Source organism: Streptomyces griseus (genome assembly GCF_001715295.1).
In the GTDB taxonomy this organism is placed as follows: domain Bacteria; phylum Actinomycetota; class Actinomycetes; order Streptomycetales; family Streptomycetaceae; genus Streptomyces; species Streptomyces griseus_G.
The window spans coordinates 482,220-495,168 of record NZ_MDKB01000003.1; the positions used below are offsets into that span (position 1 = coordinate 482,220).

9 protein-coding genes are annotated in these 12,949 nt (G+C 70.5%); 3 read left to right on the plus strand and 6 right to left on the minus strand.

Annotated elements, in window-relative coordinates:
• Positions 1-67 precede the first annotated feature (67 nt).
• The 3 genes from pulA to BA175_RS18435 all read right to left on the minus strand — a co-directional run bounded on the left by pulA (position 68) and on the right by BA175_RS18435 (position 8,545).
• Positions 68-5,380: a pullulanase-type alpha-1,6-glucosidase gene (gene pulA, locus BA175_RS18425; protein ID WP_069172531.1), complete on the minus strand. Its 5,313-nt coding sequence runs from the start codon at positions 5,378-5,380 to the stop codon at positions 68-70.
• A 97-nt stretch (positions 5,381-5,477) separates the two neighbouring features.
• Positions 5,478-7,199 carry a carbohydrate-binding module family 20 domain-containing protein gene (locus BA175_RS18430; RefSeq protein WP_069172532.1) on the minus strand — a complete coding sequence of 574 codons (1,722 nt, stop codon included), beginning with the start codon at positions 7,197-7,199 and terminating at the stop codon, positions 5,478-5,480.
• 572 nt (positions 7,200-7,771) lie between these two features.
• Positions 7,772-8,545, minus strand: coding sequence for a hypothetical protein (locus BA175_RS18435; protein WP_069172533.1), 774 nt, complete (start codon positions 8,543-8,545; stop codon positions 7,772-7,774).
• A gap of 174 nt (positions 8,546-8,719) precedes the next feature.
• Here BA175_RS18435 and BA175_RS18440 point away from each other — a divergent pair, with 174 nt between their 5' ends.
• On the plus strand, positions 8,720-9,493 hold the full coding sequence (locus BA175_RS18440) for an alpha/beta fold hydrolase (RefSeq protein ID WP_069173100.1): 774 nt from the start codon (positions 8,720-8,722) through the stop codon (positions 9,491-9,493).
• A gap of 3 nt (positions 9,494-9,496) precedes the next feature.
• Here BA175_RS18440 and BA175_RS18445 read toward each other — a convergent pair whose 3' ends face one another.
• The 3 genes from BA175_RS18445 to BA175_RS18455 form a co-directional block, all read right to left on the minus strand.
• Positions 9,497-9,790, minus strand: a complete 294-nt coding sequence (locus BA175_RS18445) for a hypothetical protein (protein WP_069173101.1) — start codon at positions 9,788-9,790, stop codon at positions 9,497-9,499.
• Between the two features lie 75 nt (positions 9,791-9,865).
• Positions 9,866-10,825, minus strand: coding sequence for a hypothetical protein (locus tag BA175_RS18450; protein WP_069172534.1), 960 nt, complete (start codon positions 10,823-10,825; stop codon positions 9,866-9,868).
• A 425-nt stretch (positions 10,826-11,250) separates the two neighbouring features.
• Positions 11,251-11,685 (minus strand): ATP-binding protein, encoded by a 435-nt coding sequence (locus BA175_RS18455; protein ID WP_069172535.1) that lies wholly within the window; start codon positions 11,683-11,685, stop codon positions 11,251-11,253.
• 164 nt (positions 11,686-11,849) lie between these two features.
• On the opposite strand from BA175_RS18455, the gene BA175_RS18460 reads away from it, so the two are divergent.
• Both BA175_RS18460 and BA175_RS18465 read left to right on the plus strand, forming a co-directional pair.
• A complete protein-coding gene (locus BA175_RS18460; RefSeq protein ID WP_069172536.1) occupies positions 11,850-12,731 on the plus strand; it encodes a helix-turn-helix domain-containing protein in 882 nt (293 codons plus the stop codon).
• Entirely contained in the window at positions 12,728-12,937 is a 210-nt protein-coding gene (locus BA175_RS18465; protein ID WP_069172537.1) for a DUF397 domain-containing protein, read from the plus strand. The genes BA175_RS18460 and BA175_RS18465 overlap by 4 nt, the downstream gene beginning before the upstream one ends.
• Positions 12,938-12,949: the final 12 nt, after the last annotated feature.

Genomic DNA, 12,949 nt, shown 5'->3' on the forward strand with positions numbered 1-12,949 from the left:
GACCGGCCGGCCCCGGCTCCGGCCCCGGGTGGGGGCGTGGAGCCGGGGCCGGCCGGCGGGCGGTGCCTCAGCGCCGGCTGAAGACGGCGACCGTGCGGCCCGGGACGGTGAAGCCGCCCGTGGCCGTGTCGTAGGACGCCTTCCGCACGACCGGGTCGGATCCCGCGGCCTGCACGGGGTGCAGCGCGTACGCCGTACCCGCCAGCTCCGGGACGCGCTGGCTCTCGGCCCGCGGGGTGGCGTTCATGACCACCACCAGCTTGCCCAGGCGCATCGTGATGACCCCCGGTGTCTCCTTCGTGCCCGAGAGCGGGAAGGACAGGGCTTGCTGGACCTGTTCCGCCGTGCCGAGCGAGAAGTCCTTCTCGCCGGTCCGGATGGTGAGCAGGTCCTGGTACGCGGCGGACGCGCCGGTGATGTCGGCGCACCCGGGGGTGAGGGCCGGTGCGGTGAGCAGCGGCTTGCCGTAGGACCACTTGGCCTGGTTGTCGGCGGCGGGCGGCAGCCCGCGGCCGAAGCCGTTGCCGTCGCGGCAGTCCCAGTGCAGCGCGTTGAACCAGTCACCGCTGTCGTAGGAGTTGCGGTCGAGGGACTTGGAGCGCAGCAGGTCGGAGCCTGCCTGGGAGAGCGAGGGTCCCTGCGAGAGGGCCGCTGTGGCCATCGCGAGTACCTGCATACGGGCCCGGTCCGCCGCCGGGGTGCCGGCGGGCAGCTTGAAGGCGAGGGCGTCGTACAGGGACTCGTTGTCGTGGGCGTCCGCGTACGCCAGTGCGTCGCCGGGTGCGGCCGCGTATCCGGCGGGGGCGCCGTTGTAGTCGACGGCCGATCCTTTGACCGTACGGCCCAGGCTGTCGGTGAAGGTGTAGTCGGCGAGATTGCCGGTGAGACCGACCTTGATCAGGTCCTGGTAGTGGAGCAGCCGGGCCTTCTGCTCGGCCTCGGTGCCGTTGGCGGGCGAGGTGTTGGGGTCGGTGTAGAGGCCGGAGGCGAAGCCCTGGACGCGGGGGTCCTCGTCGAAGGGGCCGCCGCCGCGCACGGCGTCGCGGGCCCGGTCGGAGAAGGTGGCGATGCCGGTGCCGGCCATGTTCTTCTGGGTGGCCTGGACGAAACGGGCGTCGTCGGCGATCTCACCGAAGTTCCAGCCCTCGCCGTACAGGATGATCTTCTTGCCGTCGACGCCGTCCTCGGCGAGGGTCAGCTCGTCCAGTGCCGTGCGGACCGCGAGGATGTTGGCCTTGGGGTGGTGTCCCATCAGGTCGAAGCGGAAGCCGTCGACCTTGTACTCCTTGGCCCAGGTGACGACCGAGTCCACGACGAGCTTGCCCATCATGGTGTTCTCGGGCGCCGTGTTGGCGCAGCAGGTGGAGGTGGCGACGGTGCCGTCCTCCAGCAGCCGCTGGTAGTAGCCGGGGACGATCCGGTCGAGGACGGACCTGCCGTCCTGGCCGGAGGCGACGGTGTGGTTGTAGACGACGTCCATGACGGTCCGCAGGCCCGCCCCGTTGAGCCCCTGGACCATCTGCCGGAACTCGACGGTGCGCTTCGTGCCCTCGGGGTCGGAGGCGTAGGAGCCCTCGGGAACCGTGTAGTGCAGCGGGTCGTAGCCCCAGTTGAAGGCGTCCTTGCCGGCCGCCTTCGCCACGCAGGCCTGCTGCTCATCGGAGTCGGGGGCGTACACGGACAGGTCGCAGGCCGGCTTCTGCTGGTCGGACTTCTTCTCCGGGATCGTCCCGATGTCGAAGGCGGGCAGCAGGTGGACGTAGCCCGTGCCGGAGTCCGCCAGCTTCCTGAGGTGCTTCATGCCGTCGGAACGGGTGTCGGTGAAGGCGAGGTACTCCCCCGGGTGTCCGGAGGTGCTGTCCGCGATCGAGAAGTCGCGGATGTGCAGTTCCTGGATCTGCGCGTCGCGCAGCGGCACGGCGGCCGGCTTCTTCAGTCGGGACCAGCCGCGCGGCTCCAGCTTCGGGTCGTCGAGATCGACGACGAGACTGCGGGCCGAGTCGGCGGTCAGGGCGGTGGAGTAGGGGTCGGTGACCTTGTTGGTGACCATCTTCCCGACGGTGGGCGCCCAGACGTCGACCTGGAACCGGTAGGGCTTGCCGTTCCAGCTCCGGTCGCCGGTGGCCGACCAGACGCCCGTGCGGTCGTCGCGGCGCATCGGGAGGGTCTTCCCGCCGAGTTCGAGCGAGACGGTACGCGCGGTGGGCGCCCAGACGGAGAGGGTGGGCCTGCCGTGGCGGAAGACCGGTCCGAGGGCCGCGCCGGCGGCCTTCGACCCGTACAGGTCGTCCAGCACACCGGCGATCTGCACGCCGGTGGCGGCGAGCAGGGCGCCGTTGGCGGCGCGCTGGGTGGCGATCAGCTGGCCGCGCAGGGAGGCGCGGACCCGGTCCCGGTCCCGGGGGTCGACGGTGAACGCCGGGTAGTCACGGAGATGCGGGTACTTCGCCTTCTGGGCGGCGGTGAGCTGCGTGGTGCCGAGCCGGAGCCACTGCCCCTCGTCGGACAGGGCGCCGTCCACGACGGAGATGCCGCCGTCCTTCGCGTAGACGAGCTGCTGGCTGGTGGCGTCGGTGGCCTTCACCTTCCAGACGACGGTGTCCGCGTCGATCCACTGGGCCTCGGCCTTGGTCAGGTCGGGGGTGGGTACACCGCCCGCCTGCGGCAGCAGGTAGCCGGGCTTCCCGCCGAGCATCCAGACCTCGTGCCCATAGGTGGCGAGGTCCAGGGACTGGTCGCTGGGCAGATCCTTCTCGTCCCCCTTGTGGAGGATGTAGCTGAGCGAGGTGGCGCCGTCGGTGAGCGGGACCTCGAAGGTGGCGCCGTAGGCGTCGGTCCTCACCGGCTGCAGCGGCTTCGCCCAGTCCGTGGGCGACGCGGCGCCGGTCCAGGTGTGCAGGCCCCAGCCGTCGTAGTTCCCGTCGGCCCGGTGGTAGTGCAGGACGGCCTTCGACGTGTCCTGCGGCGGCTCGGCGCCTTCCGGGGCCTCGGTGGCCTGGCCGTCCTTGCCCTGCTCGATCCAGACCTGACCGGTCCTCGCGAGGTCGATGGTGCGCTGGGGGCCGTCGGCGGTGCCGGCCTTCTCGACCGTGTACGGGACGCCGGAGGCACCCTCGTCGAGGTCGATCCAGGCGAAGGCGCCGTAGGCGTCCCTGCCGATGAAGTCGGCGCTCCTCCCGCCGGACTTCAGCTGCCAGCCCGCGTAGTCGCCGTCCGCGCGCCGGTAGTGGACGAGGGCGTGGTCGCGTTCGACGGCGACGGGCCTGGGGGCCGGCGGGGCCTGGCCCGCGGTCGTGGAGGCGAGGGCGCTCGCGGTGCGTCCGGCCCGGTCGACGACGACGGCCTTGTAGCGCAGCGCGGTGCCGGCCGCCACGGAGTCGTCCAGGTGCTGGGTGACCTTGTACGGGGCGTGGTCGGCGGAGCCGAGGGTGCGCCACTTCCCGTTGCCGGTCTGGGCGGCGAAGACGACGCGGTCGAGTCCGCCGCCGTCCACGTCGGCGGTGAGTTCGACGGTGCCGGTGGCTCCGGCCGCCGGGGCCTTCAGGGTGAGCGACGGCTCGGTGGCCGGGGTGCCGAGCGGCGTGGCGGCGCGGAGCACGATGCTGGAGAGCGCGGGCACGGTGACCCTGACCGTGCGGTCGGCGCCGCTGCGGACGCTGCCGGAACCGCCGTACAGGGTGCGGAAGTTCGTGCCGGCGGACTCGGTGGCCAGCTCGACGGTCCGCTCCTGCGCGGAGTTGTTGGCGGCGACGAGGTACTCGTGCGGGCGCTTCGGGTCCGTACGCGAGAAGGCGTAGACGGAGTCCTTGGCGTAGCGCTCGGTCTGCACGCCGTCACGCAGGGCCGGGTGGTCCGCGGTGAGTGCGGAGAGGGCCGCGATGGAGCGGTAGAGCGGGTGCTCCGTGTCGTACGCGTCGACGGCGTGCGTGCGGTCGGTGCCGAGCTGGTCGTCGTCGAGGTAGTCGGCGGTCTTCGAGGCGAAGAGCGGCTGGCGGGCGTCCTTGTCGCCGCCGGCCCCGGTGTAGCCCTGCTCGTCGCCGTAGTAGATCACCGGGTTGCCGCGGCCGAGGAACATCAGCTCGTTGGCGAGGCGGGCGCGGGCGAGGAGTTCGGCGTCGCCGGCCTTCGGGTTGTCCTGCTTCAGGAAGGTGCCGATCCGGCCCATGTCGTGGTTGCCGAGGAAGGTCACCTGCTCGTAGGCGTTGGCCTTGTCGGTGGTGTAGCGGTAGTCGTCACCGTAGACGGCCGCGAGCTTCGAGGCGGGCGCCCCCTGGGAGGCGTACTGGCGGGCGGCTTCCTGGAAGGGGAAGTCGAGTGTGGCGTCGAGCCGGCCCCGGGTCACGTAGGGCGAGGTGATCGCGGTGTCGGCGGAGTAGACCTCGCCGAACATGAAGAAGTCGTCGCGGCCGTGCCTGGCGGCGTAGGCGTCCAGGGTGGTGGCCCACTGCGTCCAGAAGTCGAGGTCGACGTGTTTGACGGTGTCGATGCGGAAGCCGTCGATGCCGAAGTCGCGGACCCACTTCTCGTAGATCTTCTCCATGCCGGAGACGACCTCGGGGCGTTCGGTCCACAGGTCGTCGAGGCCGGAGAAGTCGCCGTACTCGGTGGACTCGCCGGCGTAGGTCGAGTCGCCGCGGTTGTGGTACATCGTGGGGTCGTTGAGCCAGGCGGGAACCTTCTTCCCCGTACTGACGGGGGTGTACGGGAACGAGCCGCTGTCCACCTCCGCCATGCCCACGCTGTCGTCGAACGGCCGGCCGTTCTCGTCGAGGTACGGGAAGGCGCCCTTGGGCTTGTAGCCGTACTTCTTCTCGGCGTAGTCGACGGTGTCGGCGGTGTGGTTGGTGATGACGTCGAAGAAGACCTTCATGCCCTTGCCGTGGGCCTTGTCGATCAGCTTCGACAGGTCGGCGTTGGTGCCGAAGTGCGGGTCGACCTGAGTGAAGTCGGTGATCCAGTACCCGTGGTAGCCGGCCGACGCGTTCTCCCCGGTTCCCTGGACGGGGCGGTTCTTGAAGATCGGCGCGAGCCAGATCGCGGTGGTGCCGAGGCCCTTGATGTAGTCGAGCCGCTGAGTGAGGCCCTTGAGGTCGCCACCCTGGTAGAAGCCCTTGTCCGTGGGGTCGTAGCCGGTCTGCGACCGCGAACCGGTCAGGCCGCCCCGGTTGTTGGAGGTGTCGCCGTCGGCGAACCGGTCGGGCAGCACGAAGTAGAACTGCTCACGGGTCAGGTCGTGCCTGGCCGGCTCCCTGGCGAGCTTCGCGTCCGAGGGCGGGGCCGGAGGTCTGGGCGCGGCGGCCGCTGTGGCCGCCGGGACGACGGGCAGCAGCGCCGCGCACAGGGCGGCGACGGCTCCCCGCCGGAGGGTGGTTCGGGGCACGGGCTGGTTCTCCTCGGCTTTCGGGGATCTGGCGGTGTGGAGCGGTGTGGGCCGGGGACGCGTCCCTCGCGTCCCCGGCCCACACGGTGGTGTGTCGTCAGCTGCGCCAGACGTCGCTGGTCAGCGCGATCTTTCCGGAGGACGGCACGGTCCCGGTGCGGTTGGCGCCGCTCTCCCAGGTGACGTTGCCGCCCGCGTCCTTGCGGAGGTACTTGTACTCGAAGGAGGTCCCCGCGGGCAGGGCCACGTCGAGCTTCCAGACGGGGTAGGCGGCGGGGTCGAGCTTCAGCGCGTTGCCCGGCGCCCAGTTGCCGAGCGCGGCCTGGTTCCCGGTGACGTAGATGTTCTGGCCGGGCTGCGTGGTGGCGTTGACGCCGAAGGAGGCGCCGGAGGAGGTGCCGGGGTCGGGGGTCGTACCGCCGCCCGTGCAGGTCCGGGCGCCGGCGTGCAGGGCGACGGCGGTGCCGGCGCCGACGGTGGCGGTGAACTGTCCCGAGCCGTTGACGGTGACGCCCTTGCCGGACTGGACGTCGCAGTAGTCACCGGCGGGCAGTGCCGTCTGGAACGTACGGGTCAGCGAGGAGCCGGCGCGGTTGATGGCGACGTACGCCTTGGAGCCCCGGCCGAAGGCGATCTGGCTGCCGCCGTTGTCCCACCAGTTCGAGACGGCCTGGCCCCGGGCGGCGTTGCGGAAGCCGACCATGGAGGAGATCTCGCGCCAGGCGTGCTGGCACTTCCAGCCGTCGGTGTAACAGGCGTTCACCTGGCCGCCGTTGGGCGGGCCGGCGTCCTTGTCGGACCACTCGTAGCCGGAGTGGACGTCCGGGGAGCCGTAGGGGTAGGCCAGCATGAAGACGCTCGCCAGGGTGTAGTTGGAGCCGTCCTTGTAGTTCAGGGTGTCGCCGCCGCGCTCGGTGTCGTGGTTGTCGACGAAGACCGCCGACTTCCCCGACTCCATGAAGCCCCAGCCCTCGCCGAAGTTCTTGAGGCTCGCGAGGTTCCCGCCGTTGAAGACCTGCTTGAGACCGCGTCCGTAGCGGAACTCCTGGACGTCACCGCTCCCGAGGTACTCGGAGGGCGAGACGGCTTCGCCCGCCCCGTAGATCGCCTCGTGCTTCCAGTACACACCCGGGTTGCTCAGCCGGGACTTGATGTTCGCGAGGTCGGCTGCCGGCATGTGCTTGGCGGCGTCGATGCGGAAGCCGTCGACGCCGAGGGAGAGCAGGTCGTTGAGGTAGCCGGCTATCCGGCCGCGCACGTACTCCTCGCCGGTGTCCAGGTCGGCGAGGCCGACGAGTTCGCAGTTCTGGACGTTGGCGCGGTCACCGTAGTTGCTGATCTGCGCCTGGCAGTCGTTCATGTCGCTGACCGAGTAGGTGCCCGGGTAGTCGTACTTCGTGTAGGAGGAGCCCCCGGTGCCGGTGCCGGATCCGGCCGACATGTGGTTGATGACCGAGTCGGCGATGACCTTCACGCCGGCGCCGTGGCACGTGCTGACCATGTTCGCGAAAGCAGCACGGTCACCGAGGCGGCCGGCGATCTTGTAGCTGACGGGCTGGTACGAGGTCCACCACTGGCCGCCCTGGATGTGCTCCTGGGGCGGCGAGACCTGGACGAAGCCGTAACCGGCCGGGCCGAGGCTGTCCGTACAGGCCTTGGCGACGGAGGCGAACTTCCACTCGAACATCACGGCCGTGACGTCCTTCTCGCCGGGCGGCGCGGCCTGGGCGGTTCCCGCGGCGCCGAGCCCGGTGGGGACGGCCAGGACGGCGGCGCCCGTGGCCATGGCGAGCGTGGCGGACAGGGATCTGCGTGCCATGTCTGTTCCTCCTGCGTGGGGGAAAGTGCGGGGGGTGGCGGAGCAGCCTCACCTGGCAACGCGCCGTGCCGTCAAGGCTCATGAAGGTTCTTGCAGCAAGAATGCAAAACCTCGATGCGCAGCGACGGTACGAGCCTGACCTGCCCCGGTCAACCCCCTGGACATGACGCGATAACATCCCGATCACATCCGCGAAATCTCGCAGATTTCTCCCTGCAAGGACTTACGCAAGATATTGCGGTGCTGTTACGTTCATCCCGACTCCGGTCCGGCCGGCCGGGGGTCCGGCACGCCGGGCCCCACGCGCCCGGCCGGCCGGGCCGGTCACGCCACGGAGAGGTCCGGACGTCGCTTCCCCGCCGGCCCACCCTGGGCCGACCTCCGGACCTCTCCTGGGCGGGCCACCCTCGCCCGGTCGCCGGGCACATACCGCTCGGCCACCCGCTGTTCGGCCACTCGACGCCGTGAGAAGACGGGCGGGATCCGGCCTCATGTCACGCGGCTGACGTCCCCGTCCTCACCGGTACGGCCGGTCAGCGTCCGGCGTCCGCGGACGGTCGGCCGGCGGCAGCTCAGTAGGTGTGGCCCGGCCAGTGGGGGTCTTCCCAGCGGGCCGGGCCGGTGAGGCCGAGGAGCCGGACGGCGTGGTGCAGTTCTTCGGAGGCGCCTGCGGACGTCAGGCGCGCGGGGGCGTGGCGGGCCAGCCAGGTGCTCAGCCCGCCGACCCTCTCCTTGTCGTGTTCCCAGGCGTACCACGGGAGTTCGTCACCCAGCAGGTCGTACTCCCAGTGGTCCACAGCCTCCACCAGCCGCCGGTCGGCCGTCGGGTGATCCGTCGCACCCCATACGGCGAGCCAGGGGGCCACCGTGCCCGAGGCCTCGGCGCACGCCGCGAAGACCTCGTACGCCGGCACGGCGGCGTCGGGCGCGGTGAGACTGTCGGCCCACCAGGCGTGCAGGAACTCCCACACGGCGGCGGCCTGATCCTCGGGCCACCGCTGCCACCGGCCCCGCCCGAAGGACTGGCCGACGTCCCCCATGTCGAAGAGCGGATCCACCCGGCTCCCGACGAGAGCTGTCGCGAACTGAGGAAGAATGCGGCGCAGCACGGCACCGTGGTCGCGCCAGTCGACCGCCTGCCAGGCACGCCGCAGGAGGTCGGGGTCGAGTTCGACATCGGGTGTCTTGAGCTGCTCGAGGTCCTCGGCGCTGCCCCAGTGGCACTCGCAGTTGGCCTCGTCCGGGACGGCCGTCATCCCGCCGAAGGTGACGGCGAGGTCGTGCAGCGCGGCGTCGAGGCGCGGTCGTGCCGGAGTCCGGTCCGGGCGCGGTACGGGAATGGGCATGCGCTGCCGCCTTCGTGACTCCGGAAGGTCGCGCCGACCGAAGAGCGCAACGTTACCGGTAGCCGGCGCACCGCGTCGCCGGGGGCGGAGTCACCGTGCAGGCGGGTGCGACCGGGCCCTCCGAGGTGGCCGGTTACGCTCGTGCCGTACAGCGAGGAGACCGAGGAGTACAGAGTGCGCGACGCCACCGTCACCCCGGGGGGAGACCGGATCCGCTGGGTGGAGGTGCCCGGGCAGGAGCCTGCCCGTGTCTACGTGCACGGCCTCGGTGCCACCTCCCCCGCCTACTTCGCGCAAGCCGCCGCGCACCCGCTGCTCACCGGCCGCAGGTCCTTGCTCGTCGACCTTCTGGGCCACGGCATCAGTGACCGGCCGACCGATTTCGACTACCGCCTCGCATCTCACGCCGACGCGCTGGTCTCGGCCCTGACGGACGCGGGCGTCACCGGCGCGGAGCTGGTGGCGCACAGTATGGGTGGTTCCGTCGCCGTCGTCCTGGCGGCCCGTCACCCCCGACTGGTGTCGCGCCTGGTCCTGGTGGACGCGAACCTCGATCCTCTGACACCGGTGCCGGGAGCTCCGGGCAGCAGCGGGATCGCCGCGCTCTCCGAGCCCGAGTTCCTGGCGGGCGGCTGGCAGCGGATCCGCGACCTGGCGGGTCCCCACTGGTGGTCCACGATGCGCCTGGCCGGCCTGGAGGCCCTCCACCGCAGCGCCGTGCACCTGACCCGCGGGACCACGCCCACGATGCGTGAGCTGCTGCTGGAGCTGAGCATCCCGCGGACGTTCCTGTACCCGCAGGCCGACGGTGCGCCCGCCGGGACCGAGGCGCTCACCGAAGCCGGTGTGCGCGTGGTCCCGGTCCCGGACTGCGGGCACAACATCATGCTGGACAACCCGGACGCGTTCGCCCGGGAGACTGCCGCCGCGCTCTCGGCGGACGGCTGAGGATCAGCGGCCGACGGGCTCGTCATCGCCGAAGATCTCCTCGGCAGTGGTGGCGAGGACCGCGCGCCTGAGCCACTGGCGCATGAGTTCCGGGTCGCCGCAGGTGGTGACCTTCTCGCGGGTGGCGTCCGGGACGTCGACACCGCGCGCACCGAGGATGAACAGAATGCTCTCGGCGCGGGCCTGCGCGCGGCCCTCCAAGCAGGCCTGCGCGCGGCCCTCCATGCGGCCCTGCGCGCGGCCTTCTTCCCGGATTTCCTCGGAGAGGGGCGAGATGTAGAAGGAGAGATCGGCCACCAGGTTCCTCTGCTGTTGTGCGGGCGGGGCCGGCACCGGTACGCCACGCAGGGCGACCGGCACCGGCACGACTCGTCACCGATCGGCGGAGGTCTCCTCGCCGAAGACCTCCTCGGCCGTGGTGGCTACGAGTGCGCGAGCCAGCCACCGGCGGAGGAGTTCGGGGTCGCCGCAGGTGGTGACCTTCTCCCGGATGGCATCGGTGATGCCGATGCCACGCACCTCGAGGGTGAGCAGGAGATCCTCGGCGCGGCCCTGCGCGGTGCCCTGCACGCGGCCCTGCGCCAGGCCCTGCACGAGGCCCTGCGCCAGGCCCTGTTCACGGCCCTGCGCGCGGCCTTCGTCCCGGATTTCTTCGGAGAGCGGCGAGGTGTAGAAGGAGAGATCCACGGCCACCAGGTTCCTCCACTGTTGTGCGGCCGGGCGGTTGCCCAGGCCTTGTGCGATGAGTTCGACGAAGGGTTCGGCGATCGATTCCGGTGTGTCGCGCAGAGCGGCCGACATCGTCTTCAGTATCGCATCGACGTCCGGATTGTCAGCGTGTGTGATCGCCGAGAGTGCGGCGAGCGCGAGGTCCTTGCGCGCTTCGGCCACGTCGGTGATGACGGGCATGTTGTGGGGGCCCGCCACCAGAGGGCGGGTCGTGACGGTCGGCCATTGCGGCAGGCCGATGGTGAGGGGGCGGGCGGCCCACGCGGCGGTGGCGTGGTCCTGGCAGATCACGAGGAGCAGGACGGGCAGCCGGTACTTGTTGTTGAGATACGTGACGTAGTACGGCCAGCTGGCTGTCTTTCCGGGGTCCTTCTTGCCCTGGGCCTCGACGACGAGGAGGTAGGGCCCGTCGTTCCGCGTCTCGATCCGCAGGAGGGTGTCGACACGCCGTTCGAGCGGCTCGTTCTCGGTGAGGTCGACCGTCAGAGGCTCTGCCGACACCGGGGGCGGAATCTCGAGCCCGAGGACTTCGGGAAGCCGGGAGAACAGGCCCGGGTCTTTCTGGAAGATGCGGTGCATCGCTTCGTGCGGTGCGCTGACCATGGGTTTCCCATCGGAATCAGGCTGCTGTGGACAGGTCGGTGCGGCGGTCACGGCAGTGGCCGCAATGCCGCGGGCGGAAGGTGTAGCGACGGCGGTCGCAGTCGAGGGCGGAATGACGACCGGACGGGACGGGCGGCGGGTGATGCGTGATCCCGGGTGCCGGGCGGGAAACGGGGACACAGCCGAGCTGCCACGTCCCACTCGTTCAGGGCGGCGGCTCTGCGTGTCTCGCCCTCAGGGACCCTCGGCCGGAAGGTCCGCCCCGGCGGCGCGTCTCGTCTCCGTGGAAGTCGGGGCAATCATATGCCCGACAACCCATGTGATATCCGGCTTAGTTGCTCTAAGTCACCTGAATGAGTGACGAAATATGCCTGACGGCGAGTGGAGCGCGGAGGACTGATGCCCCAGCGGCCAGGTGGCGGCCCTCACCGTGCGAGGGCGAGTTCGGCCCAGACCGCCTTGCGTGAGGCCGGCCCGACGTCGATCCCCCAGCGGTCCGCGAGCGCCTCCACGATCAGCAGACCGTGTCCCGACTCGCCGTCACCGGCCGCCACGACGGTTCCGGGCGACGGAGGCAACCGTTCGCCCCGGGCGTCGGTCACCTCGATCCGGAGGACGGCATCGCGGTGGACCGAGAGGCGCAGCCGGAAGTCCCGCCCCGGCACCCGGCCGTGCAGGACGGCGTTCGCGGCAAGCTCGGCCACGATGTGCGCGGCGGGCTCCGTGGGCAGTCCCCAGTCCCCCAGGTGCGCCGTGGTGAGCAGGCGGGCGAGCCTGGCGCCCCGACGGGTGGGCGAGAGCAGAACGGTGAACTGCCGGGTGGGAGCGGAATGTTCGGTTCGGGTGATTTCTTGGGTCACGTCCCTCAGCGTGACCCCTCCTGCGTACCGTGAGAAGCAATCGGGCGGTTACGTACGGTGATTGTCCCGCCCCTGTCCGATGCTGTCCCGGCTGTCCGGGGTGACTGGCCGGCAAGGACAGCGGTTGGTACGGGAACGGCAGGCGCGTGGGAAGTGGGGTACGGATGAGCGTGGATGAGGTCGTCGCGGCACGCGGTGACGACGGCGGAGCCGACGAGCCCGGCTGGGAGGTCGATCCCGATGACGAGTCGGGCGTCGCCATGGCCGCGACGGTGGGTCGCCAGATCAAGGCCTGGCGGGAGGCGGCAGGTCTGCGTGCCGGGGAGTTCGGGGCCGCGATCGGATACGGGGAGGACCTGGTCTACAAGGTGGAGGGCGGGCGCCGCATCCCCCGCCCGGAGTTCCTGGACAGGGCGGACGAGGTGCTGGGGGCCGACGGCAAGCTGGCTCTGCTGAAGCGGGAGTTGGCGGAGGTCCGGTACCCGAAGAAGGTACGGGACCTGGCGAGGGTGGAGGCTCGGGCCGTCGAGCTCATGGCCTACGGGGACCACAACCTGCACGGCCTGTTGCAGACCGCCGAGTACGCGCGAGCGCTCTTCGAGATGCGACTGCCGGCATACGAGCCCGATGCGATCGAGCACGCAGTCGCCGCGCGGATGGCCAGGCAGGCGATCTTCGAGCGCACTCCGGCTCCCGCTCTCAGTTTCGTACAGGAGGAAGCAACCCTGAGGCGCCCGCTCGGGGGCACAATGGTTCTACGCCGCCAGCTCGAACGCCTCTTGTCCATCGGACAGTTGCGGCAAGTCTCCATCCAGGTCATGCCGATCGCCCGCGAGGAACACGCTGGAATGCAGGGAGAGACGCAGGTGCTGAAGTTCAAGGACGGAACGGCTCTCGGACGCTCGGAAGGGGCGTTCACCGGCCGGGCGGTATCCGACCCGAAACAGCTTCGAATCCTTGAGCTGCGGTATGGCATGATCCGGGCGCAGGCGCTCCCCCCTCGGGAGTCGCTGGCCTTCATCGAGCACCTTCTGGGAGAAACATGATCAGCAAGCTGCCCGCCGAGGGCGATCACGAACTGAAGTGGTACAAGAGCAGCTACAGCAGCAACAGCAGCGAGGCCGACTGCGTCGAGGTCGCCACCACCCGCGGCGCGGTGCAAGTCCGCGACTCCAAGAACGTCCCCGGTCCCCACCTCGGCTTCACGCCCACGACCTGGGAAGCCTTCGTCACGTACGCCTCGGAGAGCTGACGACGGGGTGAC